23 protein-coding genes are annotated in these 23942 nt (G+C 60.8%); 9 read left to right on the top strand and 14 right to left on the bottom strand.

The features are described 5' to 3' along the window. Positions 1-28 precede the first annotated feature (28 nt). The 4 genes from AC1DV6_RS01070 to AC1DV6_RS01055 form a co-directional block, all read right to left on the bottom strand. A complete protein-coding gene (locus AC1DV6_RS01070) occupies positions 29-1039 on the bottom strand; it encodes a class 1 fructose-bisphosphatase (protein WP_477974346.1) in 1011 nt (336 codons plus the stop codon). A gap of 8 nt (positions 1040-1047) precedes the next feature. Continuing rightward, positions 1048-3753 carry an aminopeptidase N gene (gene pepN, locus AC1DV6_RS01065; protein WP_477974345.1) on the bottom strand — a complete coding sequence of 902 codons (2706 nt, stop codon included), beginning with the start codon at positions 3751-3753 and terminating at the stop codon, positions 1048-1050. An 18-nt stretch (positions 3754-3771) separates the two neighbouring features. After that, a protein-coding gene (gene prfB, locus AC1DV6_RS01060; RefSeq protein WP_477974344.1) for a peptide chain release factor 2 occupies positions 3772-4876 on the bottom strand; the annotation gives its coding sequence in 2 pieces (ribosomal slippage) (positions 3772-4794 and positions 4796-4876; 1104 coding nt in all). Positions 4877-5227: 351 nt separating this feature from the next. Continuing rightward, on the bottom strand, positions 5228-6130 hold the full coding sequence (locus tag AC1DV6_RS01055; RefSeq protein ID WP_477974343.1) for an alpha/beta fold hydrolase: 903 nt from the start codon (positions 6128-6130) through the stop codon (positions 5228-5230). A gap of 25 nt (positions 6131-6155) precedes the next feature. On the opposite strand from AC1DV6_RS01055, the gene AC1DV6_RS01050 reads away from it, so the two are divergent. Then, positions 6156-7931 (top strand): acetate--CoA ligase, encoded by a 1776-nt coding sequence (locus AC1DV6_RS01050; protein ID WP_477974342.1) that lies wholly within the window; start codon positions 6156-6158, stop codon positions 7929-7931. On the opposite strand, the gene AC1DV6_RS01045 is transcribed toward AC1DV6_RS01050, so the two are convergent. Beyond that, on the bottom strand, positions 7916-8593 hold the full coding sequence (locus tag AC1DV6_RS01045; protein WP_477974341.1) for a cyclic nucleotide-binding domain-containing protein: 678 nt from the start codon (positions 8591-8593) through the stop codon (positions 7916-7918). The two genes, AC1DV6_RS01050 and AC1DV6_RS01045, sit on opposite strands and share 16 nt — an antisense overlap. Before the next feature lie 52 nt (positions 8594-8645). On the opposite strand from AC1DV6_RS01045, the gene AC1DV6_RS01040 reads away from it, so the two are divergent. Then, positions 8646-9722: an aldo/keto reductase gene (locus tag AC1DV6_RS01040; RefSeq protein ID WP_477974340.1), complete on the top strand. Its 1077-nt coding sequence runs from the start codon at positions 8646-8648 to the stop codon at positions 9720-9722. 4 nt (positions 9723-9726) lie between these two features. On the opposite strand, the gene AC1DV6_RS01035 is transcribed toward AC1DV6_RS01040, so the two are convergent. Then, positions 9727-10554, bottom strand: coding sequence for a hypothetical protein (locus tag AC1DV6_RS01035; RefSeq protein ID WP_477974339.1), 828 nt, complete (start codon positions 10552-10554; stop codon positions 9727-9729). 148 nt (positions 10555-10702) lie between these two features. On the opposite strand from AC1DV6_RS01035, the gene AC1DV6_RS01030 reads away from it, so the two are divergent. Next, on the top strand, positions 10703-11194 hold the full coding sequence (locus tag AC1DV6_RS01030; RefSeq protein ID WP_477974338.1) for an aminoacyl-tRNA deacylase: 492 nt from the start codon (positions 10703-10705) through the stop codon (positions 11192-11194). A gap of 27 nt (positions 11195-11221) precedes the next feature. Further along, positions 11222-11860, top strand: coding sequence for a glycerol-3-phosphate 1-O-acyltransferase PlsY (gene plsY, locus AC1DV6_RS01025; protein ID WP_477974337.1), 639 nt, complete (start codon positions 11222-11224; stop codon positions 11858-11860). A gap of 110 nt (positions 11861-11970) precedes the next feature. Here plsY and AC1DV6_RS01020 read toward each other — a convergent pair whose 3' ends face one another. The 3 genes from AC1DV6_RS01020 to AC1DV6_RS01010 are packed head-to-tail and all read right to left on the bottom strand — an operon-like array spanning position 11971 to position 14080. Continuing rightward, complete coding sequence (locus AC1DV6_RS01020) at positions 11971-12930, bottom strand: HD-GYP domain-containing protein (protein WP_477974336.1); 960 nt, start codon at positions 12928-12930, stop codon at positions 11971-11973. Positions 12931-12947: 17 nt separating this feature from the next. Further along, the gene (locus AC1DV6_RS01015) at positions 12948-13595 is read right to left on the bottom strand and encodes a retropepsin-like aspartic protease family protein (protein WP_477974335.1); all 648 of its coding nucleotides are present in this window, start codon (positions 13593-13595) and stop codon (positions 12948-12950) included. Continuing rightward, complete coding sequence (locus AC1DV6_RS01010) at positions 13595-14080, bottom strand: YajQ family cyclic di-GMP-binding protein (protein WP_477974334.1); 486 nt, start codon at positions 14078-14080, stop codon at positions 13595-13597. The genes AC1DV6_RS01015 and AC1DV6_RS01010 overlap by 1 nt, the downstream gene beginning before the upstream one ends. 46 nt (positions 14081-14126) lie before the next feature. On the opposite strand from AC1DV6_RS01010, the gene murB reads away from it, so the two are divergent. The 4 genes from murB to AC1DV6_RS00990 all read left to right on the top strand — a co-directional run bounded on the left by murB (position 14127) and on the right by AC1DV6_RS00990 (position 17512). Next, positions 14127-15197 (top strand): UDP-N-acetylmuramate dehydrogenase, encoded by a 1071-nt coding sequence (murB, locus tag AC1DV6_RS01005; protein ID WP_477974333.1) that lies wholly within the window; start codon positions 14127-14129, stop codon positions 15195-15197. Positions 15198-15212: 15 nt separating this feature from the next. Beyond that, positions 15213-16022: a glycine-rich domain-containing protein gene (locus AC1DV6_RS01000; RefSeq protein ID WP_477974332.1), complete on the top strand. Its 810-nt coding sequence runs from the start codon at positions 15213-15215 to the stop codon at positions 16020-16022. Continuing rightward, positions 16015-16584 (top strand): SEL1-like repeat protein, encoded by a 570-nt coding sequence (locus AC1DV6_RS00995; RefSeq protein WP_477974331.1) that lies wholly within the window; start codon positions 16015-16017, stop codon positions 16582-16584. The genes AC1DV6_RS01000 and AC1DV6_RS00995 overlap by 8 nt, the downstream gene beginning before the upstream one ends. A 121-nt stretch (positions 16585-16705) precedes the next feature. Then, positions 16706-17512: an alpha/beta fold hydrolase gene (locus tag AC1DV6_RS00990; RefSeq protein WP_477974330.1), complete on the top strand. Its 807-nt coding sequence runs from the start codon at positions 16706-16708 to the stop codon at positions 17510-17512. Positions 17513-17518: 6 nt separating this feature from the next. Here AC1DV6_RS00990 and argG read toward each other — a convergent pair whose 3' ends face one another. From argG to AC1DV6_RS00965, 5 genes are all read right to left on the bottom strand, one after another. Beyond that, on the bottom strand, positions 17519-18850 hold the full coding sequence (gene argG, locus AC1DV6_RS00985; protein ID WP_477974329.1) for an argininosuccinate synthase: 1332 nt from the start codon (positions 18848-18850) through the stop codon (positions 17519-17521). A gap of 90 nt (positions 18851-18940) precedes the next feature. Beyond that, complete coding sequence (gene ppnP, locus AC1DV6_RS00980) at positions 18941-19267, bottom strand: pyrimidine/purine nucleoside phosphorylase (RefSeq protein ID WP_477974328.1); 327 nt, start codon at positions 19265-19267, stop codon at positions 18941-18943. 90 nt (positions 19268-19357) lie between these two features. Next, entirely contained in the window at positions 19358-19705 is a 348-nt protein-coding gene (locus AC1DV6_RS00975; protein ID WP_477974327.1) for an ArsC family reductase, read from the bottom strand. A gap of 90 nt (positions 19706-19795) precedes the next feature. Beyond that, positions 19796-21841: an alpha/beta hydrolase domain-containing protein gene (locus AC1DV6_RS00970; RefSeq protein ID WP_477974326.1), complete on the bottom strand. Its 2046-nt coding sequence runs from the start codon at positions 21839-21841 to the stop codon at positions 19796-19798. 105 nt (positions 21842-21946) lie between these two features. Further along, on the bottom strand, positions 21947-23098 hold the full coding sequence (locus tag AC1DV6_RS00965) for a PAS domain S-box protein (protein ID WP_477974325.1): 1152 nt from the start codon (positions 23096-23098) through the stop codon (positions 21947-21949). A gap of 105 nt (positions 23099-23203) precedes the next feature. Between AC1DV6_RS00965 and AC1DV6_RS00960 the strand changes: the two genes are divergently transcribed. Then, entirely contained in the window at positions 23204-23941 is a 738-nt protein-coding gene (locus tag AC1DV6_RS00960; RefSeq protein WP_477974324.1) for a transporter substrate-binding domain-containing protein, read from the top strand. The last annotated feature ends 1 nt before the right edge of the window (position 23942 follow it).

The following is a 23942-nucleotide window of genomic DNA, read 5'->3' as shown; positions in this document are numbered from 1 at the left end:
CGAGCCAACGGTAGAAATCAGGCCCGGGTCAGACAGCCTCCGAGTGGTAGCGCGTGATGCGTTCCACCTCATTTTTGCTGCCCAACACCACGCTGACACGCTCGTGTAGCTTGGTCGGCTGGATGTCCAGGATGCGCTGTTGGCCATTGGTGATCGCGCCACCGGCCTGCTCGACGATCCATCCCATCGGGTTGGCTTCGTACATCAGACGCAGCTTGCCAAGCTTGTCCGGCTCGCGCTTGTCCCACGGGTAAAGAAAGACGCCGCCCCGGGTCAGGATACGATGCACATCGGCCACCATGCTGGCGATCCAGCGCATGTTGAAGTCCTTGCCGCGCGGGCCTTCCTTGCCGGCCAGACACTCGTCCACATAGCGCTTCACGGGCGGTGCCCAGTGGCGCATGTTGCTCATGTTGATCGCGAACTCTTTGGTGTCGGCCGGAATCTGTACGTCTTCCTGCGTCAGCACGAATGAGCCCTGCTCGCGGTCCAGCGTGAACATCGCCACGCCATTGCCGACGGTAAGCACCAGCGTGGTCTGCGGGCCATAGATGCAATAGCCTGCGGCGACCTGCTTGGAGCCTGCCTGCAAAAAGTCTTGCTCCGAAACACCTGCGCCTTCGGGCTTCAGTAATACGCTGAAGATCGTGCCAATGCTGACGTTGACGTCGATGTTGCTGGAGCCGTCGAGCGGATCAAACAGCAACAGGTATTCGCCTTGCGGGTAGCGATTCGGCACCACGTAGATGCCTTCCATTTCCTCGCTGGCCATGGCCGCCAGATGGCCGCCCCATTCGTTGGCTTCGATCAACACTTCGTTGGCGATGATGTCCAGTTTCTTCTGGATCTCGCCCTGGATGTTTTCGCTCTCAGCTGTGCCTAGTACGCCGCCCAAGGCGCCCTTGTTGACAGCGTGGCTGATGCTTTTGCAAGCACGCGCCACCACTTCTAGCAGCAGACGCAACTGCGCGGGGATGTGGCCGTTGACACGCTCCTGTTCAACCAGGTAGCGAGTGAGGGAGACTTTGGATGCAGCCATCAGTCCGCTCAATCGGCAAGAGCGCGGTCAATCACCTCGCGCACGTCGTTGCTCAAATCGGTCTTGGCAGACACGCGGGTCAGCGCTTCACGCGCCGCGCTGCGGTAGGGGTCGGCCAGTTTCTTCCAGCGGTCCAGCGCGCGCGCCAGGCGGGAAGCGACTTGCGGGTTGATGCTGTCGAGTTCGATCACGCGCTCGGCCCAGAACACATAGCCTGCCGCGTCCTGGCGGTGGAAGCCGCCCGGGTTGGCATTGCAGTAGGCGAAGATCAGGCTGCGTGCGCGGTTCGGGTTGCGCAGGCTGAAGTCGGGGTGCGTCATCAACTGGCGCACCAGCGGCAGCACATTGCCGCCACGGTCGGAACTGCCGCCTTGCAGCGCAAACCATTTGTCCAGCACCAGCGCTTCATCCTTGAACAGCGCGTGGAAAGCAGCCAATGCTTGCGCGGCCAGCGGGTGACCGCTGCTATTGAGAGCGGACAGCGCATTGAAGCGATCGGTCATGTTGCTGGCAGACTTGAAACGCGCCAGCGTTTTCCCGGGCCAGACCGGGTCACCAGACTGTACAGATGCGAGGCACAGCGCATGCAGCGCCATACCGACCAATGCGCGGCGGCCGCTCGACGTTGCGTCGGGCACATAGGCACCGGGCGTCTGGAATTCGGCAAACACCCATTCCCATTCGGCTTGCAGTTGGGTTGCCAGTTGCAGGCGCATGGCTTCGCGTACGGCGTGCACACGCTGTGGGTCGACCACGTCGAGCTGCTCGGCGATATAGGTCTCGGCGGGCAGTGTCAGTACCAGTTCCTTGAACGCAGCGTCCAGTGCCGGGTTGCGCAGCACATTGCGCATCGCCTGGATATAGGAATCATTTAGGGGTGCAGCGCCCGTGGAATGTGCGTGACAAGCTATGGAATTGATAGCGCTTCGCATTGCCAGGCGTTGGCCTGCTTCCCAGCGGTTGAAAGGATCGGGGTCATTCGCCAACAGCGTCAGCAATTGCGCGTCGGTGTATTCCATCTCCAGCACCACCGGCGCGGAGAAGCCGCGCAGGATGGAGGGCACGGGCTCCTCGGTCACGTTGTCGAACGTGATGGAGTCGCTGGCTTGCGACAGCACAAACAGGTGGTCACCTGACTTCGCCGCGCTACCGCGCACTTGCAGGGGCAGTGCCGCACCACTGGATGCGCCTACCAGACCAAGGCTGATTGGAATCACAAACGGTTCTTTGGTCGCCTGGCCCGGTGTGGGCGCGCAGGACTGCGTGAAGTGCAGTGTGTAGGTCTGCGCCGCAGCGTCGTATTCGCCGCGCGCTTGCACGCGCGGTGTACCCGCCTGGCTGTACCAGCGCTTGAACTGGGTCAGTTGCTTGGCGAGTTCGGAATCGGGATTGGCGTCTGCAATGGCTTGCGCAAAGTCATCACACGTAACGGCCTGGCCATCAAAGCGCGAGAAGTACAGCGTCATGCCTTTGGCGAAACCTTCGCGGCTCGTCAATGTCTGCATCATGCGCACGACTTCCGAACCCTTTTCGTAAATCGTCAGGGTGTAGAAGTTATTGATCTCGATGTAGCTGTCCGGGCGCACGGGGTGGGCCATCGGGCCTGCGTCTTCGGCAAACTGGGCGGTGCGTAGAACGCGCACATCTTCAATGCGTTTGACGGCGCGGGCCGACACGTCGCTGCACATGTCCTGGCTGAACTCTTGGTCGCGGAACACGGTCAGGCCTTCCTTCAGCGACAGCTGGAACCAGTCGCGGCAGGTGATGCGGTTGCCGGTCCAGTTGTGGAAGTACTCATGGCCGACCACGCTTTCGATACCCGCGTAGTCCATGTCCGTGGCAGTGGCCTGGTTCGCCAACACGTACTTCGTGTTGAAGATGTTCAGGCCCTTGTTCTCCATCGCGCCCATATTGAAGTCGCTGGTGGCGACGATCATGAAGCGTTCCAGATCCAGCGGCAGGCCGAAGCGGGCTTCGTCCCATGCAACAGATGCCATCAGCGAATTCATCGCGTGTTCGGTCTTGTCAAGATCACCGGGGCGCACAAACACTTGCAGCAAATGCTCTTGCCCAGCGCGGCTGGTGATGCGCTGTTCGCGCGCAACCAGGGCGCCCGCTACTAGCGCAAACAAATAGCTGGGCTTCTTGTGCGGATCGACCCACTTGGCGAAGTGGCGTCCGTCTTCCAGCGTGCCCTGATCGACCAGATTGCCGTTGGACAGTAGCACCGGGTACTTGGCCTTGTCGGCGCGCAGCGTCACGGTGTAGCTGGCCATCACATCGGGGCGGTCCAGGAAGTAGGTGATGCGGCGAAAGCCTTCGGCTTCGCATTGCGTGAAGAACGAGTCGTTGCTGACGTACAGGCCAGACAGCTTGGTGTTTTTGCTCGGGTTGCAGGTGGTGAAGATTTCCAGTTGGAAGGGCTCTGTACCTTCCGGCAGGTTTTCCAATACGAGCTGGTCGCCGTCCATCTTGAACGACGTGCCCTGGCCGTTGACCAGCACGCGCGCCAGGTTCAGCTCTTCGCCGTCCAGGCGCAGCGCCTGCGCGGGTACTTGCGGGTTGCGGCGCACGGTCATCTTGTTCAGTACGCGGGTCTTGGCCGGGTCCAGATCAAAACTCAGATCGACGGTGTCGATCCAGTACGCGGGCGCTTTGTATTCGCTACGCAGGATGGTCTTGGGTGCGGCCTGTCCGTCAAGGGATTGCAACATGGGAAATCTCCAGAAAAATTACACGCCCTGTTTGAGCGAAGCTTGAATGAAGGGATCGAGGTCCCCGTCGAGCACCTTTTGGGTGGCCGACGTTTCGTAATTGGTGCGAAGGTCTTTGATACGGCTGTTGTCCAGCACGTAAGAGCGGATCTGGTGGCCCCAGCCCACATCGGTCTTGGTGTCTTCCAGTTTCTGCTGCGCTTCTTGCTGCTTGCGCAACTCAAAGTCATACAGGCGCGAACGCAAGCGCTTCCATGCGACGTCGCGGTTGCTATGCTGGCTGCGGCCGTCCTGGCACTGCACGACAATGCCGGTCGGGATGTGCGTCAGACGCACGGCCGAGTCGGTCTTGTTGATATGCTGACCACCCGCGCCAGACGCGCGGAAGGTGTCAACACGAACATCGCTGGGGTTGATATCGATCTCGATCGAGTCATCAATCTCGGGGTAGACAAAGATGGAGGCAAAGCTGGTGTGGCGACCGCCAGACGAATCGAACGGCGACTTGCGCACCAGACGGTGCACGCCGGTTTCGGTACGCAAGTGTCCAAAGGCGTACTCGCCTTCCACCTTGAACGACGCGCTCTTGATGCCAGCGGTATCGCCTGCGGTTTCGTCTTCAATCTGGGTCTTGAAGCCTTTGCGCTCGCAGTAGCGCAGGTATTGGCGCAGCAGCATGCTGGCCCAGTCGCAGGCTTCGGTGCCGCCCGCGCCGGCTTGCACGTCGACAAAACAGTTCAGCGGATCGGCCGGGTTGTTGAACATCCGGCGGAATTCCAGGCCTTCAATGACCTCGGTCAACTTCGCGGTTTCAGCTTCGATGGTGATCAGGCCCGCTTCGTCGCCGTCCTCTTTGCTCATCTCGAACAACTCGGTGTTGTCGGAGAGCTCGCGCGCCATGTCGGTCAGCGTGACGACGATGCCGTCCAGCGCCTTCTTCTCCTTGCCGAGTTCCTGGGCCTTCTTGGGGTCGTTCCAGACGGTGGGATCTTCTAGCGAAGCGTTGACAGTGCGCAGGCGTTCAGACTTGGCATCGTAGTCAAAGATACCCCCGGAGCGCCACGGCGCGGGCGCTAAGGTCAGCCAGCGTGGTGCCAATGAGGTTGATGCGTTCTGCTTCCATGATTTCGGTCCTAATTGGGGATTCTTTGAATAACCCGCTATTTTAGTTCGGGCGCCGTTTTTGCCTCTGCATGGGGCTGTTGGTCCTCGCACGGGCGTATTCGGCCTACGGGCCTTGGCCTCATGATTTGCTGAAGGCAAATGAAATCGGCCATAACCCATAGGCCGAATACGCCCTGGGTGTGTACGACAGAGTTGCCTTCAAGCCGTCGTGCACCCAGTTCCCCAGGCATGTGGGTGCGGGGGCAGGTGACAGGTCGAAGCCGATTTTATGAGCGCAGCGAATCATGATGCCTCGGCCTGTTACCGCACCCGCGCCCTCATGCCGGGCGCCTGCGGGGACGCAAAGAAATCAGGCGATAAACCGCTCAATTAAGGAAGCCAAAACCTCTGGCTGGTCGTGGTGCATCATGTGCCCCGCATCCTCAATCCGCACAATCTCGACGTTGGGCACTATCTTGAGCCGCTCGTGGTACTGCGCCAGCGTGAACTTGCCGCGCCACCACAGGTCCAGGCTGTTGTCGCTGGCCTCTACCGCCAGCACCGGCATGCTGAGGCACTTGTAGATTTCCAGCACTTCTTCGACGCGATACAGCTGAGCGTTGGAAATCTTGTGCGCCGGCGCGCCGAGGATGTCCCACTTGCCGTCCGGATTTTCGGCGGCCCAGTGGCGGGCCAGCCAGTCTGCTTTGTCCTGGCCCAGGCGCGGGTTGGTTTTCATCAGACGGCGGGCGACGCCGTCGACGGTGTCGTAGGCGCGCAGGTCCATCTCGCCTTTGTGTAGCTTCTTGAGTTCGTCCATCCACTTGGCGTAGCGCCCGGGCGCCATGTCGGGCGTGGTGGCGGGCATGCCAAAGCCTTCGAGGTTGACCAGGCGGCGGATGCGTTCGGGCCGCACGCCGCCGTACAGCATGACGATGTTGCCGCCCATGCTGTGGCCGACGAGGTTTACCTGTTGGTCGGGCGCGTAGTGGTCCAGCAGGAACTCCAGGTCCGCAAGATAGTCGGGGAACCAGTAGTTGTCTGCATCGTCGCAACGGGTTTGCCCGTAACCGCGCCAGTCTGGTGCGATCACGTAGTGGTCGCCCTTCAAAGCGTCAACGACGAACTGGTAGCTGGCCGCGACATCCATCCAGCCGTGCACCATCACCAACGGAATCTTGCCGGGGGCGGGTTCGCCCCAGATTTGCACGTGGTACGACAGGTTGCGGATGGGAACAAATTCGCTGCGGGGAATACGTTTGACTTGGTACATTTGTCCAATCATAAGGAGACACGCCATGCGCGAGCGTCAACGCGGAGACAAGCGAGCTACCAACTGGAAGCTGCCAGCGGGCTACCAACGCCTGCATGGGCAGTTTGGTTGGGACGTTCCCAAGCACTTCAACATGGCCCAAGTCTGCTGCGCGCGCTGGGCCAGCCAGTCGGACGCTACAAAAAGAGTAGCTGTTCACGCATGGTCTGCGGGCGCTAGCGGCACTTTTTATACCTATTCTCAATTGCAGGAGCAGGCCAATCGCCTGTCCAATGCGCTCACCCGGCTGGGCGTTTTAAAGGGTGATCGCGTCGGCATCGTGATGCCGCAGTGCTTTGAAACAGCCGTGGCCTACATCGCGGTGCTGCAAATGGGTGCCGTGGCGATGCCGCTGTCGATGCTGTTCGGGCCCGAGGCGCTGGAGTTCCGTTTGCAGGACAGCGAAGCGGGGGTCGCCATCTGTGACGCCAATGCGCTGACCAGCGTACAGGCCGCGCGCGGTCAGTGCCAGCAACTGCGCCATGTGATCGGCGTCGGCGCACAAGTGTCATGTGACAGCCACTATGCCGCGGTGCTGGCCAAAGAGAGCGCCCACTTCGCGCCAGTCGCCACGCTGGCGGAAGACCCCGCCGTGTTGATCTACACCAGCGGTACCACTGGCAACCCCAAGGGTGCACTGCTTCCGCATCGCGCGCTGATCGGCAACTTGACCGGCTTTGTTGCTAGCCAGAACTGGTTTGGCTTTGATGGCAAACGCAACCAAGCGTCCAAGGCCGTGTTCTGGTCCCCGGCCGACTGGGCGTGGACGGGCGGCCTGATGGACGCCTTGTTGCCCTCGCTGTACTTTGGCCGCCCCATCGTCGCGTTCAACGGCCGCTTCGGTCCGCAGACCGCGCTGGAGTTGATGGGCCAATGCGGCGTGACACACACCTTCCTATTCCCCACGGCGCTGAAGGCGATGATGAAGGCCTACCCAGGCAGCGCTGCCAAGACCGTGCGCAAGCAGTTTGGCCTGAAGCTCGACGCGATCATGAGCGCGGGAGAGGCGGTGGGTGACGCCGTGTTTGCCTATTGCCAGAAGCAGCTGGGCGTAGTGCCCAATGAAATGTTCGGCCAGACCGAGATCAACTACATCGTCGGCAACTCCAGCCGCCATTGGCCCGCCAAGCCCGGCAGCATGGGCATGGGCTATCCGGGCCATCGCGTTGCGGTGATCGACGAAGACGGCAATGAATGCCCGCCGGGAGTGCCGGGCGATGTGGCGCTGAACCGCTTTGACGTCCATGGCCACCCCGACCCAATCTTCTTTTTGGGCTACTGGAAAAACGAAGCCGCTACAAAAGCCAAGTTCACCGGAGATTGGTGTCGCACGGGCGATCTGGCGGTGCGCGATGCCGACGGCTACCTCTGGTACCAGGGCCGTTCAGACGACGTATTCAAGGCGGCGGGGTATCGAATTGGCCCGGGCGAGATCGAGAACTGCCTGGTCAAGCACCGGGCCGTGTTGAACGCCGCCGTCGTGCCCAAGCCCGACCCCGAGCGCGGTTCGCTGGTCAAGGCCTACGTGGTGATTGCTCCTGATTTCATAGCTGCTCACGCCTCTACTGCGGACGCTACAGCCCAATTGCATGCCAAACTGACAGTGGAGTTGCAAGCCCATGTCAAAGGGCTGCTTGCGCCGTATGAGTATCCGAAGGAGATCGAGTTTGTGGACGCGCTGCCAATGACGACCACCGGCAAGGTGCAGAGGCGTGTGTTGCGGCTACAGGAAGAGGAGAGGGCGCGTCAGAAACGACTTTGATCAAACGAAGTCAGCTTGAACCCCAGGTCGCGGCCAATCGATTCGTGCAGCGCCTGCTTCACCGCGTCGCGTTCGCCCATCAGCTTGCGCAGCTCGGTGCGGCCCAGCGACAGGATGCTCAGGTCGGTCTGAGCGACCACGGAGGCGGTGGCGACGTCATCGCGGAAGAAGCTCACCTCACCAACCAGGCTGCCGTCGCGCAGCGTGGCGACCACCATGCCGTTGAAGACCACGTGGGCCGCGCCCTGGATGATCACGTGCAGTTGCTCCAGATGTTCACCTTGGGTGGCAAGGAAGGTCCCGGCCGGGGCGACGTTGCGGTTGCCGACTTTCAGCAAGTGGTGAAAATCCATTTCGCCCATGCTGGGGAACAGCCAGGCGCGCAAAGCTTTCTCTTGTGCGGTCAGGCGTGCGCCGGTCTGGCGGTGGCGCATGCGGGCTATTTGCGCGGCGTTGACAGCGATAAACACCAATGAGATCACAACGCCTGCCCATTGCGGCGCGTCGCCCAACAGGAAATAGAGCGCGAACAGACCGAACGCGGCGATGGCCAGAATGCGGCCCGCCATGATGTGTGCCACGGCGAAAGACAGCACGAGCGTAGCCAGACCCACGAAGATCAGCCAGTCTTGCCAGTGTGCGCCCAGGGTGTCGAAATGCATGGTGGTTTCCTATGGTGTAGGCTCAGATGATTATCAGTCAACCCGTACTCCAATGATCGCATTTACTCCCGTTTCGCTGGGCCAGAGTGGTCTCCAAGTCACACCCATCTGCCTGGGCACGATGACCTTTGGCGAGAAGTTGCCAGAAACTACAGCCCATGCCATCCTGGACCGTGCGCTGGAGAAGGGCATCAATTTTCTGGACACGGCCGAGATGTATGCGGCGCCGCCGCGCGCCGAAACCTATAACGCCACCGAGAAAATCATCGGCAACTGGCTGGAAAAGCGCCCCGGTGTGCGCCAAAAACTGGTCATTGCCACCAAGGTCGCTGGCCCGTCGCGCGGCATGGCATGGATACGGGACGGCAGTGCCGACCTCACTGCCGCCAACATTCAGAGCGCATGTGACGACAGCTTGAAGCGCCTAAAAACCGATGTGATTGATCTGTACCAATTGCATTGGCCGAATCGCCATGTGCCGATGTTTGGCGGCCAGTACTTTGATCCGGCCAAGGAAAACGTCGGCTGCACCAGCATGCATGAATTGCTGGAAGCCCTAGGCAAGCTGGTCAAGGCGGGCAAAGTGCGTGCGATTGGCCTGTCCAACGAGACGCCGTATGGCGTGCACGAGTTTGTGCGCCTCGCGGAGCAGCATGGCCTGCCGCGTGTTGCGACGGTACAAAACGCCTACAACCTGGTGAATCGCTCGGTGGAAAACGCGCTGGACGAAACCATGCACCGCCTGGACGTTTCGCTATTGGCCTATTCGCCGTTGGCGGTTGGTTTGCTGACGGGTAAATACGATGCCAGCGGCACGACTGGCCCCGATGCGCCAGCAAACGCACGCATCACCAAGTTCGAATCCAGCCGCAAGCAGCGCTGGGGTCGCCCCGAGGCATTGGCCGCCGCGCGGCGCTACAACGCGCTGGCCCGGGAGCACGGCCTCACGCCGACACAAATGGCACTGGCCTTCTGCTACACCAAATGGCAAGTCACCAGCACCATCATCGGCGTGACGTCGCTCGCGCAACTGGATGAAGACCTGCAGGCCTGGGGTACGGCCTTGTCGCCCGAGCTGCTGAAGCAGATCGACACGATTCGCTGGGAGATGCGCGACCCGGCAATGTAGCCACTTATTTGGGGCGCATGCTGGCCTGGATCAGGCGTGCGGGCAGTTTGAGCCTGAACTGCTCGTAAACGGCCCCTGATTTCTCGACGCTTTTCAAGCCTGCTTCGAGGGCCGCCCGGTCCGCATCGGTGACGGAGCGGCGTGAGATGTAGAGGCCGGCGTCGTTCCATGTCAGTTCCTCCAGCGCTTCGATGCGCAACTTGTTCATCATCGATTCGAAGCGCTCATGGCCCAGCAGTGTGGCGGCCATGGTGCTGGGTGCCATGATGGCCACATCGGCCAGCCCCTCGTGAAGCAGGCGTGCCACGTTGGCGGGTGTTGTTTCCTGGAGCAGGCGGCCCTGCTTTTCCAAGCTGTCTTTTGCAGCGAGGTAGGCGGGCCCGTAATCAAAGCCCCGCACTACGGCTACGCGCAGCCCCGTGTTTTCCAGCAACTGCGTGAAATTGGCGATGGGCGTGTGCTTGGTGTCGAGGGAAATCAGCATGGCGCGGGTCTGGACCAATGCAACGAAGTGGCCAACTTTGTCGCGCTCAATGCTGTGTACCGCTGGCATGAGGATGTCGGACTCCCCCACATCGAACAGCAACTCCTGGCGCGCACGGGGTACGGCGCTGAAACTGAATTGGCAACCAATCTTTGCGCCCACCTGGCGCAACATGTCTGGATAGATGCCGGAAACGGCGGTGCCCTGGATCGTCACGCTGATGCCGGCTGGAGAGATAGGCACCTGAAGAACCCGAGAACAAGCGGCAAAGGATGAGCCTGCTGCCCAAGTGGCCAGCAGGGCCACCCAGAACTTGCCCAAGGGGGCAACGAAAAATCGCATCGACATGGGTGCTAGGCTGCTCTTTTGGAAAATGACAACATGGGGGGGACCCCTTGTTCGGAACGGTTGTGGATTGTCTACGACAAGCTTGAACCGGTGGCCCAGTCCCCGCATGCAATTCGCGGGCCAGGAGCCGAACGTGGAAAATACGGGCATGGCCAAAAAAGACCACGTCTCTGAAACCCCCGCAACGCAACTGCTCAAGGCGAACAAGATCGCCTTTACCGAGCACCCTTACGAATACCTGGAGCACGGCGGTGCGCAGCACAGCGCGCAGGTGCTGGGCTGGGACCCATTCCATGTCGTCAAGACATTGGTCATGCAGGACCAGGACGCCAAGCCGCTGCTGGTGTTGATGCACGGCAACCGCAAGGTCTCGACCAAGAACCTCGCGCGGCAGATCGGCGCCAAATCGGTGGAGCCCTGCGCGCCTGAGGTGGCGAATCGGCACAGCGGCTATCTGGTCGGCGGCACGTCCCCGTTTGGCACGCGCAAGACCATGCCGGTGTTCATCGAAGAAACGATTCTTGCGCTGCCAAAAATCCTGATCAACGGCGGGCGACGTGGCTATCTGGTCGGGATAGTCCCTAGCGTTTGCGTCGATTTATTGGGTGCAAAACCGGTACAGTGCGCCCTAGCTGATTAACACCGACACAGGTTTGGAGACATAGGTTTGGACGCACTTGCAAAGTTTTACCCCCTGCTGGCAGTTATTGCCGGGTACCTGATCGGCTCGCTGTCGTTTGCCGTGATCGTCAGCCGCGCGATGGGCTTGAATGACCCGCGCACCTATGGCAGCAAGAACCCCGGCGCCACCAACGTGCTGCGCTCGGGCTCCAAGGCGGCGGCGATTGTCACGCTGTTGCTGGACGCGCTCAAAGGCTGGCTGCCGGTCTTTCTGGTCTACAAATTTGGCAAGCCCTATGGGCTGGAGGACGGCACTGCCGCGCTGGTCGGGCTGGCTGCGTTCCTGGGCCATCTTTATCCAGTGTTCTTCCGTTTCGTCGGCGGCAAGGGCGTGGCCACCGCCGTGGGCGTGATCTTCGCTACCAGCTGGATTCTGGGTATTGCAACGCTTGCGACCTGGTTGATCGTTGCATTCTTTTTCCGCTATTCGTCGCTGGCCTCACTGGTGGGCGCCGTGTTCGCGCCGGTGTATTACATCTTTGGCGACGGAATGGCCTGGTACCTGGACAAATATGTGCTGATAGCCATCGTTGTCATGTCTGGCTTTCTGGTCTGGCGCCACGGCGAGAACATCTCGCGCCTGATCAAGGGCACGGAGTCGCGCCTGGGTAGCAAGAAAAAATAGGGCGTTCGCACGGGCGCAAACAGGCTAAAGGCCTTTGCCTCATGATTCGCTGCGCTCATAAAATCGGCCAAGCCCTTTGGCCTGTCTACCCCCTCGATTCCGTGCGAGCCCTATTGGGTTTGTTTTGCCGCGTAGGCGCTGAGCTGCAGGATATGAAAGTGGTTCAGCCGCGCACGCATCGCGTTGGCCGGTAGCGCAGCGCGAATGCGTGGTTGCCCGTGCGCCGTAGCGTGCAGGCGCGGTGCGGGCCACAGCTCGCCGTTGGCCTTGCCCACAATCGCCACATAGGGGTGATTGGCTTGCGAGCTGCGCCGCAGCACCACAGCCAGCTCTTCGTTGTCCAGCTTCACATAAGTACCCGGGGGGCACAGGCCCACTGCGCGCACCATCGCGTGCGCAATCGCATCCGTTTTGGCGCTTTGCGCCATCACCGCGCGGGCCGAGTCGGTCGCGCTGCGGCCGGCACGGGACAGCCGCGGGCTGATCATGGCCGCATAGCGGTCCACCATTTTGAGAATGCGCGTCAGCCGCGTCGCGGGTGTCAGCAGCTTCAGGTCGGCCTTGTCGATAGAGTCATCGTGGTGGTTGGACACGATGTCCAGCCACGTCTCATCGACCACACCCAGATTGGCCAGCATCATCGCGCCCTTGATGGTGTGGGTACGGATGATGGCCTGTTGTTCCGGGTCTGGCTTTTCCGCTTGGTTGGCCAGAATGTCCTGGGTGGCAGTCATCGCGATGTTCATCGTCAGCGCGGCGCGTACCAGGCTGTCGCGCTCCTTCTGCGGCATCACCGCCTCTTGCGCAATCAGATGGCACAACACTGAGCACACCAGCGAGTGCGAAGCGCTGTAGCCGACGGGCGAATTGCTGGCCAGCTGAAACAACAGGTACAGGCCCACATCCGGGTCACGCTGCAGCAGGCCCTGCATCCAGCGGTCGTACTGCACCACGCGGTGGGCAAACTCCTGGGTGTTGGACGGGTTGCTCAGAATCATGCCCAAGCCGGATTCGAGGTCAGACCACTGGCTCAGCAGGTCCTCGTACTCGTTTTCATCTTGCACGGTCATGGGGCTGGCTCGCAGGGTCAAAAGCGCTTGTCAAGAACCATCTGGTCGTTGGTGCGGTTCATCTGAAAGTGTGACAGAAAACTGTTGCCAAGCAAAACAAAGGGCATGGAGGCGGGCGAGATCAGCGCGTCCACCTGGTAGACCACCACATCGCCAATGCGCACCGATTGCAGCTTCACCCGCCATGCCGGCGCCGTGCCGTTTGCGGTACCGACGGTTCCCCGTTGGCCAGACTGGTAATTGATGCCTATGCGATTGGCGTCGGCAATGCTCATTGCCACCATCGTGGCGCCGGTGTCCACCATGAACTGCACCGTGCTGCCATTGATTTGGCCGGTGGCCATGAAGTGCCCGCCGCTGCTGGCCGTCAAAACAATGCGCTTGCCGCCTTCTGCGTCCCCGCTGCCTCCGCCCACACTGGAAGGCGAGTCGCCGACCTTCAAGGTGTGCCGTTTACCAGCGATCTCCAGAACCGCCTGGTCGCCGTCGGTGGAAACCACCCGGATGTCTCTGAAGCTGTCACCCGGCGCCACCAGCTTGGGCGGATTGCCGTCGACGATCAGCAATGCCTTGCTGCCCATCATGCCGCTCAGCGTGACCGACTGGGCCGACACCAGGGGCGCAATAGCCATCCCGGCTATCGCCAACAGCAGGCGCTTGGGCATCAGTCGCGGAAGTTGTCGAAGGAGAGCGGAATGTCGGTCACGTCTTTGCGGATCAGGGCCATGGCGGCTTGCAAGTCGTCGCGCTTGGCGCCGGTGATACGCACTTTTTCTTCCTGGATGGCGGCCTGCACCTTGAGTTTGCTGTCCTTCATCAGGCGCTGGATTTTCTTGGCCAGTTCGCTCTCAATGCCATTGCGCACCTTGATGACCACCTTGACCTTGTCGCCGCCAATTTTTTGCACATCGCCGCGGTCCAGGAAACGCACGTCCACTTCCTGCTTGGTCAGCTTGTTGCGCAGCACATCCTCGATCTGGTCGAGCTGGAACTCGGCATCGCCGGTCAGCGTGATCTCCTTGTCCTTGATTTCAATCTTGGCAGAGGTGCCCTTGAAATCAAAGCGGGTGGTGATTTCCTTGACAGTGTTTTCCACACCGTTTTTAACCTTCACGAGGTTGGCTTCGCAGACAGTATCAAAAGATGGCATTGGGGTACCCCATTAGGCGGTAAAAAAGCGGTGAGACAATCCCCAGATGTTAGTCGAGAAAAACGTCCCGCTACAGGCGATGAACACCTTCCATATCGTGGCCAAGGCCCATGCGCTGGTGCGCATTGCCAGCGAGGAAGACGTGCAGCAGGTTTTGGCCGATTCCCAGTGGGCCCAAACCCCAAAATTCGTGCTCGGCGGCGGCAGCAATATCGTGCTGACCGGCGATGTGAAGCCCTTGGTGCTCAAGGTCGAGTGCATGGGCCGCAAACTGGTCGGCGAGACCGCGCGGGATTACATCGTCGAAGCGGGAGGCGGCGAGGTCTGGCATGACTTTGTCGCCTGGACGCTGGAGCAGGGCTACCCGGGCCTGGAAAACATGGCGCTGATCCCTGGCACCGTGGGCGCCGCGCCAGTGCAAAACGTCGGTGCCTATGGCGTCGAGCTGCAAGACCGGTTTGAGTCGCTGGACGCGATTGACCTGCAAACCGGCCAGCTTTTCACGCTGAACGCCGCGCAATGCGCCTTTGGCTACCGCGATTCCATCTTCAAGCACGGCGGCACCATCCCTGCCGCAGGCCAGCAGGCTTTGGGCCTGAAAGACCGGGCGCTGATCCTGCGGGTGCGCTTTGCGCTGCCCAAGGTCTGGAAACCGGTGCTGGGCTATGCCGACATCGAGCGCAAGATGGTCGAGAACCAATGCACCGCGCCCACCGCGCAGCAGTTATTCGACTGGGTCTGCGAAGTGCGCAGAGCCAAGCTGCCCGACCCCGCAGTCATCGGCAACGCTGGCAGTTTCTTCAAGAACCCCACCGTTAGCAAGGAGCAGTGCGCTGACATCATCGCCCGCGAGCCGCGCGTGGTGCACTACAACCTGGCCGACGGCTCGGTCAAGCTGGCGGCCGGCTGGCTGATTGACGCCTGCGGCTGGAAAGGCAAGTCGGTCGGCCAGGCAGGTGTTTATGAAAAGCAGGCCCTGGTGCTGGTCAACCGCGGCGCGGGTGTCAATGGCTTGGGCGCTACCGGCGGCGAAGTAGTGACGCTGGCCAAGGCGATACAGACCAGCGTGTACGAGCGCTTTGGCATCCGGCTGGAGCCGGAACCTGTCGTTGTGTAGCGAGGAGACGAGCCGATGAAGTGGACCGTGTTGGCGCTGCGCCATGCCAAAAACCTCAAATGGCTCATGCTGGCGTTTTGGCTTGTGGTGTTGGCGGGCGTCTGGTTTGGCTGGTGGCGTGTCAGTGCGCGGCTTGCCCCGTTGGTCGTGCTCACGCTGGTGATCTGGGCGGCGGTGCAGGGCTGGGCCATCTGGCAGCGCGAGCGCTGGATCCGCGAAGCGCCGATGCCGCAATTCCTGAAGCGCAAGTTGCGCCAGATGTATCCACACCTGAGCGGCAAAGATGCCGATTTGGTGGAGCGCGGCCTGCGCCAGTTCTTTCTGGCCTGCCACCGCAGCAAGCGCAAGTTCGTCGCCATGCCATCCAAGGTGGTCGATGTGCTGTGGCACGAATTCATCCTGCACACGCAGGCCTACCAAAATTGGTGCGACATCGCCCTGGGCCACTTTTTGCACCACACGCCTGCCGAGGTGTTGGGTGTGCGGTCGGACCGCAACGACGGCCTGCGCCGTGCCTGGTTCTGGGCCTGCAAAGACGAATCCATCAACCCGCGCAACCCAACGCGTCTGCCGCTGCTGTTTGCGCTGGATGCCAAATGCGGCATTGAGGGCGGCTTCCAATACGTGCCCGATTGCAAGGACATAGACCGCAAGAGCGACGCCAATGGCGATGGCGCTTTCAGCTATTGCGCTACCGATTTCTCCGACGGCTCCAGCAGCGGCGACGGTGCGAGTTTTGGCGGCATGGATTCGTCCGCGGACGGTGGTGATGGTGGGAGCGACGGCGGCGGTGACGGCGGCGGGTGCGGAGGTGGTGGTGATTAAGCGCACCGTCGCCTGTTGCGCATGGTTTGTGGCTTGCAGTCAGGCATGGGCGTTGGACGCCGACATCCAATTTCATATCCAGTCCCGGCAGGCACAGGTCGCGCCGCTGTGCGCGGCTTTGCTGGCGCGCACCAACGGTATGCCGCCGGAGGCTGCGTATCAGAAGGCCTTGTGTCAGCTGTACGGCCTGCAAACGCCCGTCAATTCGGATGCGGCCACACAGACGTTGCGCAAGCTGGCAGAGGGCGGCATGACCGAGGCGCAACTGGCATTGGCCGATACCTTGCAACAGGGCGATACGGCCGCGCAGCAGGACGCCGTGCAGTGGTACGCCCGCGCCGCCGCAGCGGGCGATGTACGCGCCGCATCGCGCCAGTCTCGCCTGGCAGGGCGCCTGCAAGCCGCTGCCGATGCCGCCCGAGCTGCGGCCAGTACACCGGCTCCGTCAGACCCCGACGACCCCTACGCGGACGTTCTCAACAACGCCGCCGCCCAACAGCCCGGCTACCACTGCCACATGTACGGCCTGGGCAAAAAGGTCTGCCACGGCGGCATGGACTAGCGTGAACACGCTATCGTTTGCATAGCTGCTTACGCACATTCCATGCGCTCTGCAGGCCAAAATCATAGGTAAATCAGAGCGACAACGGCCAAAAGGTTTGAAGCCGCAACAAAGGGCAAAGATGGAAAAAATCAACGTACAAGGCACGGAAGTGCTGATCGAAGGCCATGGTCAAGGCGAAGAGACCGTTGTCTGCATCCACGGCTGGCCCGACAGCTATCGCCTGTGGGACCGCACGGTAGAGGCCCTGAAAGACCAACACCGCTGCGTCCGTTTCACACTGCCCGGCTTTGAAGGCCCGCCGCAAAGCAGCGCGCTATCGATGGCAGAGCTGACAGCGCGGCTGCTGGCCATCGTCGATGCGGTCAGCCCTGGCCAGCCGGTCACGCTGTTGCTGCATGACTGGGGCTGCGTGTTCGGCTACGAGCTGGCCGCGCGCCATCCTGAGCGCATCGCCCGCATCGTCGCCGTAGACATTGGCGATGCGCGTTCGCCGGAGTTTTTAAAGTCGCTACCTCTGAAGCACAAGCTGACGATTGTTTTCTACCAGGTCTGGCTCGCCAAATGCTGGGTCTTGGGCCGCTTCGTCAATGCCCGCTTTGCCAACTACTGGACGCGAATGATGGCGCGCAAGATGCGCTGCCCCGCACCGCCAGAGAGCATCCAGTGGTACATGGGCTACCCCTATGCGATGACCTGGTTCGGCCTGGGCGGCGGCCTGCGTGGCTTGGCAGATTTCAAACCGCATTGCCCGATGCTGTACCTCTACGGCGCGCGCAAATTCTTCATGTTTCACTCACAGAAGTGGCTGGACACCCTCAACGCCCGCGCGGGCAGCCAGGCAGTATCTTTGCCCACCGGGCATTGGGTCATGCTGGACCAGCCGCAGGAGTTTGAAAAGCGGGTGCGGGATTGGTTGGCTGCGTAGAGGCGCTTACTTACCGAGCTTCAAAAAGTCATCGCCCTTACCCAACTCCAGCATGCCGGCGTTGGAGTAAATGCCCAGCTTGGCGCGCGTATCGGTGATATCCAGATTGCGCATCGTCAGTTGCCCAATCCGATCCAGTGGCGAGAACGGCGCGTCTTCTACTTTTTCCATGCTCAGGCGCTCAGGCGCGTAGGTCAGGTTGGGGCTTTCGGTGTTCAGCAGGCTGTAGTCGTTGCCGCGGCGCAGTTCTAGCGTCACGGTGCCGGTGATGGCGCTGGCGATCCAGCGTTGGGCGGTTTCGCGCAGCATGATGGCTTGGCTGTCGAACCAGCGGCCTTGGTACAGCAGGCGGCCGAGCTTGCGGCCATTGTCGCGGTATTGCTCGATGGTGTCTTCGTTGTGGATGCCGGTGACCAGGCGCTCGTAGGCGATGAACAGCAGCGCGAGGCCGGGGGCTTCGTAGATGCCGCGGCTCTTGGCTTCGATGATGCGGTTTTCGATCTGGTCGCTCATGCCCAGGCCGTGGCGGCCGCCGATTTCGTTGGCCTTGAGGATCAGGCTCACCAGGTCGGGGTACTGCACGCCGTTGAGCGCGACAGGGCGGCCTTCTTCAAAGGTGACGCTCACTTCTTCGGCCTTGACGACGCAGTCGTCTTTCCAGAAGGGCACGCCCATGATGGGGTTGACGATCTTGATGCCGCTGTTGAGGTTTTCCAGGTCTTTGGCTTCGTGCGTGGCGCCCAGCATGTTGCTGTCGGTGCTGTAGGCCTTCTCGGCGCTCATCTTGTAGCCAAAGCCGTTGGCGGTCATGAACGCGCTCATCTCGGAGCGGCCGCCCAGTTCGTCGATGAACTGCTGGTCCAGCCAGGGTTTGTAGATCTTCAGCGCGGGGTTGGTCAGCAGGCCGTAGCGGTAGAAACGCTCGATGTCGTTGCCCTTGAACGTGGAGCCATCGCCCCAGATGTTGACGTCGTCCTGCTTCATGGCAGACACCAGCATCGTGCCGGTGACGGCGCGACCCAGCGGCGTGGTGTTGAAGTAGGTGACGCCGGCGGTGGTGATGTGGAACGCGCCGGCCTGCAACGCGGCAATGCCTTCAGCAGCCAGCTGCGGGCGGCAGTCGACCAACCTGGCCTTGATGGCGCCGTATTCCATGGCCTTGCGCGGGATCTCGTCGTAGTCGGCTTCGTCGGGCTGGCCCAGGTTGGCGGTGTAGGCGTAGGGCAGGGCGCCCTTCTGCTTCATCCACAACAGCGCGGCGCTGGTGTCCAGGCCGCCGGAGAACGCGATGCCGACCTTTTGGTTGGCGGGGATGTTTTGCAGAATGGTGTTGGACATTTTTAGGAGGTAAATATGGCTGCGAGCCGCGCAGAATGTGCGTAAGCAGCTATGAAAAAAGGAGCGTTCTGTTGCTGGCTTGGTAGCGATTTAGCCAAAGTGGCAGATGTAGTGGTACGCCTCGAAGCCCGCGGTCACGCGGATGTCGAACTTGGCGTTGCCCGGCACGCTGAACTTCTCGCCTTCGCCGGACGTGACCCACGCTTCGGAGCCTGCCAACTTGTAATCGCAGCTGCCGCCGACGCATTCCATGATTTCTGGTGCGCCAGTGTTGAAGGTCAATGTGGATGGCAGGATCACGCCGACCGACTTCTTAGTGCCATCGGGGTAGGTGATGCCGTGGCTCACGCACTTGCCGTCAAAGTAGACGTTGGCTTTGGGGTTGACGGTAACGTTGGCGGTGGAGGTGATGGACATGCTGCGCTCGGTAATGAATCAGGCGGGTGAATCGGTAGGCCCGTGAACAGGCTAGCCCGCAATTTTAGGGTAGGGCGGTGATCAGGCCGGTTACAAGCGAGATTCGAAGTTCTCGGGCTTGAAACCCACAGTCACTTTGCCATCTGCCCACTCCACCACCGGGCGCTTGATCACGCTGGGCTGCAAGAGCGCCACGGCCTTGGCGGTGGCGGAGTCCACAACGCCGGCCTTGGTTGCATCGTCGAGCAAACGCCAGCTCGTGCCCTTGCGGTTGATCAGCGTTTCCCAGCCTACGGTCTTGAGCCAGGCATCAAGCTGTGGCGTGGGCACGCCCTGTTTCTTGAAATCATGGAACTGGTAATCCACGCCGTGGCTGGTCAGCCAGTCGCGGGCCTTTTTGACGGTGTCGCAGTTGGGGATGCCGTAGAGGGTAATCATGGGAAGAATTGTAAGTAAATCAGGCTGCAGCCCAATGAGGGAATGCGTAAGCAGCTATCAATTTGCTAGTATTTTTCTAGTGGGACTGAATCAGTTTGCCTTCTGGCGTAGGCCCAGATACCAATCGAGCTTGGCAACCTCGTCCCAGTACCGGGCCATTTTTGCGATGGTGCCGTCCCGCTGCATGGGCAAAAGGAAACGGTTAGCTATCGCATTGTCGATCGACGCCGTGGCTGCGCGCATGAAGCCTTCGCGGTCGCCATAGCGCTCTTCGATAGAGAGCCGGGGGTCTTGTGCGGCCAAGCGCTCAGCTTGGGTACGGGCAAAGGGAATGAATGCGCCATGCAAGCCCGAGATATAGCCGAAGGAGGCGGTTTCAGGCGACTTCCAGTTCCAGGCGGTGTAGGTTCCCAGCGGCACAGAAGACATGGCACCGCGCCACCCGCCGAGTTCATTGCCGTCGCTATCCACATCGGGCACCAGCAGCGGATACCGTCGCCCAATCCCCACGGGTTCGCTCAAAATGCCTTTTCTTTTGTAATCGCGCCCCAGATGGATTTGCCAAACTGGTGGCGGCTCCGATGGCACGCGAATCCCGGGAATCGCGGGAAATTTGATGTCCTTTGCCGCAACCAGCGTGCTGCCAAGTGTCGGCACAACACTCTGTGGCGGCAGGATGTTTTCTGTTGCCCACAGGCGCAGATGCTCCAGTAGCGGGCTCATGCCGTCATCCAGATCGCTGTTGGCGTTGTAGGGGTAGGCCGCCTCCCTTCCGGCGACGGTAAATGTGTCAGCGCGGCGCGGCGCGTGCGGTGCGCCAGAGAAAAAATAGAGCCTGCTGTCGGCGCCCAGCGCCACCGCTTGTTTGCCGTCGGCAGTCGTTTGCGCCAGGGACGCTACGCGCGCCCAGTACTCGGTACTGCTGTTGATGTAGAAGATCTTTGGTACGGTCTTGTCCTTCTTTGCCCGATCGAGCAGACCCTCGTGGCCCTTGCCATCGATGTCGGGGATTGGAACGTCTGCAAAAGGGTAAATGTCCACCGCGCGCAGATTGCTCATCACGGAATTACCCGCCCGATCCGACAGCGCGTAGCGGTGGTTGAAGCCGCCGCGACCGGCGCCTGCGGTGGTAACCAGCATTCCATCCAACACCCGCGCGCCGTCTGGGCTGGTGTTGAAGCCGCGATATACAAAATCGCGCAGGAACCGCCCGCCTTGTGAGTAGCCGTATGCAAGAACGGCCTTCGCATCCTCCGGTCTGCTATTGATCGCAGATGCCAGCTTGCGGTTCTTCAGGTGCCAGGCAAAGTCACGAAACGCCGCCTGCCCCAAACCAGCCACGGCTGGGTTCTCGCCCTCGTAGATCAGGTTGAATTGCGCGTAGCCGGCGGGAGCCTGATCCAGTTCAATGCGGCAATTGGCATCGCTGCCTTTGTCGGCGCTGGCTGCGGCAAAACGCCAGGTGCTGCGAGGTATCACGACACCCGGATCGTCGAAACTTGTTTGCGTCTTAAGTACGGCTTTGGGTTGGCGCGCGTCGCGTGCGCAGTAGTAGCCGTTGCCAGCTAAGTCGAAAGCCTGGCGGTTGGGAGTCATGTCATTCGTGCTGAAGGTGGTCCGCACCCGCCCATGCACTTTGGCAACCGGAACCTGCAGGCCAAATTCATTGGGCTTCAGCCGCGCCTGCCAACCCACCCATGCCACCGAGTAACCCAGCTGGAAAATCTTTGAATCGGTCAGCGTCACCGGTGCGGATGACATCAGGTTGAACGGGTCCTTGGTGTTGAAGAAAATCCCGTTCATCTGGGTCATGCCCCGGTTTGCGACTTCCACCAGCGTCGTGTGATTGCCGCGGGTTGCGTCAACCGGGCGAACGATCACGAACGGGCCGGAGTATTCGACCAGGCCCCGAGTGTTGACGGGTGCATGGCGAATGTCGGTAACGTTTTGCGCTGCGGCACTGCGTGGGTTGATCGCGTAATGCACGGTGCCGCGCAGCACTTCATACGCACCCACTTCGCCAAAGGCCTGGCCGTTGGCCCAGGGCTGTCGATCCGTGACCTCCACAGAAATCACCTCTGCGTGCGCCCATGCGGATGTCGCAAGGCACGCGAGCAACGCAATGCGTCTCAGCATGATCATCCCGTTAGTTGAACAGAGTGTCCGCAGATCTGTCCCACAGAGTCTCAGCCGCGCACGCCAATGAGTGTAGTGGGTGGCCGTGGCGCAGGGCAGAGCCGGCTAGTGCACCGAAGGCACGCCCGAGCGGCTATCGGCCCAGATCGACATGCGGTCGTCGGGCTCGCGGTCGGTGACGTCGACCAGCGTCGCAATGGTGCCGAGCTGGGCGCCGCTGCGGTTGAAAAAAGGTGCCCTGAAGTACAGCATGTAGCGGGTCTCGCCGCCGACGTAGAAGCGGTGAACCTCTTGCATCGTGCCCTTGAGGCTGCCCGCTTCGTCAGCGGCAGTGATGTCAACGATGTTGTCGTCCAGACCATTGAAGTCGCTCGGCATGGGTTTGCCGACCACCGCCTCTGCGGCGATGCCGAACATGCGTTCCCACGCAGGGTTGACGACTAGGCAGATGTCACGCACGCTGCGCACAAAAACGGGCAGCGGAAAAGAGTCCACCAATTGGCGAGTGAAGTGAAGCTGGTCAGCTTGCTCCGATTCGGAGGTCTGCAGCGAGGTGATCAACTGTTCAATTTGGTTGGCCATCGCATTGAAGGTCTTGGCAACGGTCTGTACCTCCAGCGTGCCCTTGACCTCCATGCGCGTGTCCAGGTAGCCGCTCTGGAACGCTACCGTGGCATCGGAGAGCCGACTCAGCAGGCGGGCATTGGCCCGCAACAGCAGCGTAAGGGCCACGAGGATGGTGATGATGTTCAGCGCAGAGATACCGATTTGCGAAGACACAACTTTCCAGATATCCGCCAGCGAAGCGTCCGGCCAGACCGCCACTTTGAAGATCGCCTGTTGACCATCGGCCAAGGTCGTGCTGAATTGCTTTTCAATGCGCTCGGTATGCGCCAGGGATGCAAACCACTGCGGCACCGCGGGTGCAGGCAGTCCGGGGCTTGTGGCAGCGATCGTGAACGCGCCAGATTGCCACACCATGCTGGCCAGCCCGGGCGTGAACTGGATCTCGTCATTCAGCTTTCTTTGAATGGCCTGCGCGTCGCCATGTGCCCGGCTCAGTTCAGGCAGCAAGAAGTGCCCCATGCGATTGACCTCGGTCACCCAGCGATCACGTGCTTCTTCCACCTCCGACGCAATCAGGAAGTGGTAGCGCGTCAGGACGGCCAACAGAATCAGCAACACGATAGGCAAATACAGCCGAGGGTAGGTGCCCTTGGACAGCCATGTGGTGAGGTTGATTTTGGTGGAGCTCATGATTTCGGTGCGACGAGCGCATTCTCTGCCCAAACTGGTACTTACGCTATAGCGAAATCCCATGCCTGGGGTAGTATCGAAAGCCGACCCACTTCAGGAACAGAAATGTTCAGGTTTCTTGTTGCTTGGCTGGTGTTCATCGCCTTCGTACCCTCGGCGATGGCGACAGAGCACGGCGTGGTGGTTTTGTACCGCGACAAGCCCCCGTATTTCTACACGCAGGACGGTCGCCCAGCGGGGTTTCTGCTGGAGCGGACGATGGAGATGTTCAAGCGTGCCGGTCTACAGGCGAGCTTTGAAGAGGCGCCCCTCAAACGCATCACCAAGGTCATCCAGACCAGCCCTACGCCCGTGTGTTCCCCCGGTTGGTACAAGTTGCCAGAGCGGGAAGAATATGCGCGGTTCTCGTTGGCAATCCACGAAGACAAGCCCCACCTCGTGTTGGCCGGCGCCCATGTGGCCGACCAGATGCGCGCGACCAAGTCCCTGCGCGAAGTGTTCGCCAATCCCAACCTGAAAGTCGGCAAGGTATCCGGCATCTCCTACGGCGCAACGCTTGACTCCTTGTTTGCTGGCGCTGCACAGGAAGCGATGGACTCCACGGTAACGCCCCTGGGGCTGGCCAAGATGATCAAGGCCAAGCGGGCCGACTACATGCTGATCGATGAGGAAGATTACAAATACCTCAATGCGCGCGGCGATGTGGATGCCGAGGGCTTGGTGCCGGTGCGCTTCAGCGATATGCCTCCTGGCCTGAAGCGTTACATCATGTGCAGCAAGAGCGTCAGCCCTAAAACCATGGCCAAACTGGACCGCGCCATTGCACAGGTCATGCGCCCCTAGC

The organism is Rhodoferax sp. P2_H8_2 (assembly GCF_056403235.1).
This window is presented reverse-complemented; position numbering and strand designations above follow the sequence as displayed.

Bases quoted from the DNA above. Each gene is read 5' to 3' on its own strand.
- AC1DV6_RS01030 (WP_477974338.1), top strand. From the start codon at position 10,703: ATGGCCAAAAAAGACCACGTCTCTGAAACCCCCGCAACGCAACTGCTC.
- AC1DV6_RS01020 (WP_477974336.1), bottom strand. From the start codon at position 12,930: ATGACCGTGCAAGATGAAAACGAGTACGAGGACCTGCTGAGCCAGTGG.
- AC1DV6_RS01010 (WP_477974334.1), bottom strand. From the start codon at position 14,080: ATGCCATCTTTTGATACTGTCTGCGAAGCCAACCTCGTGAAGGTTAAA.
- AC1DV6_RS00965 (WP_477974325.1), bottom strand. From the start codon at position 23,098: ATGAGCTCCACCAAAATCAACCTCACCACATGGCTGTCCAAGGGCACC.
- AC1DV6_RS01035 (WP_477974339.1), bottom strand. From the start codon at position 10,554: ATGTCGATGCGATTTTTCGTTGCCCCCTTGGGCAAGTTCTGGGTGGCC.
- AC1DV6_RS00970 (WP_477974326.1), bottom strand. From the start codon at position 21,841: ATGCTGAGACGCATTGCGTTGCTCGCGTGCCTTGCGACATCCGCATGG.
- AC1DV6_RS01050 (WP_477974342.1), top strand. From the start codon at position 6,156: ATGCGCGAGCGTCAACGCGGAGACAAGCGAGCTACCAACTGGAAGCTG.
- AC1DV6_RS01055 (WP_477974343.1), bottom strand. From the start codon at position 6,130: ATGTACCAAGTCAAACGTATTCCCCGCAGCGAATTTGTTCCCATCCGC.
- pepN (WP_477974345.1), bottom strand. From the start codon at position 3,753: ATGTTGCAATCCCTTGACGGACAGGCCGCACCCAAGACCATCCTGCGT.
- AC1DV6_RS00960 (WP_477974324.1), top strand. From the start codon at position 23,204: ATGTTCAGGTTTCTTGTTGCTTGGCTGGTGTTCATCGCCTTCGTACCC.
- AC1DV6_RS01045 (WP_477974341.1), bottom strand. From the start codon at position 8,593: ATGCATTTCGACACCCTGGGCGCACACTGGCAAGACTGGCTGATCTTC.
- AC1DV6_RS01015 (WP_477974335.1), bottom strand. From the start codon at position 13,595: ATGCCCAAGCGCCTGCTGTTGGCGATAGCCGGGATGGCTATTGCGCCC.
- AC1DV6_RS00975 (WP_477974327.1), bottom strand. From the start codon at position 19,705: ATGATTACCCTCTACGGCATCCCCAACTGCGACACCGTCAAAAAGGCC.
- argG (WP_477974329.1), bottom strand. From the start codon at position 18,850: ATGTCCAACACCATTCTGCAAAACATCCCCGCCAACCAAAAGGTCGGC.
- AC1DV6_RS01040 (WP_477974340.1), top strand. From the start codon at position 8,646: ATGATCGCATTTACTCCCGTTTCGCTGGGCCAGAGTGGTCTCCAAGTC.
- AC1DV6_RS01070 (WP_477974346.1), bottom strand. From the start codon at position 1,039: ATGGCTGCATCCAAAGTCTCCCTCACTCGCTACCTGGTTGAACAGGAG.
- murB (WP_477974333.1), top strand. From the start codon at position 14,127: ATGTTAGTCGAGAAAAACGTCCCGCTACAGGCGATGAACACCTTCCAT.
- AC1DV6_RS01000 (WP_477974332.1), top strand. From the start codon at position 15,213: ATGAAGTGGACCGTGTTGGCGCTGCGCCATGCCAAAAACCTCAAATGG.
- AC1DV6_RS00990 (WP_477974330.1), top strand. From the start codon at position 16,706: ATGGAAAAAATCAACGTACAAGGCACGGAAGTGCTGATCGAAGGCCAT.
- ppnP (WP_477974328.1), bottom strand. From the start codon at position 19,267: ATGTCCATCACCTCCACCGCCAACGTTACCGTCAACCCCAAAGCCAAC.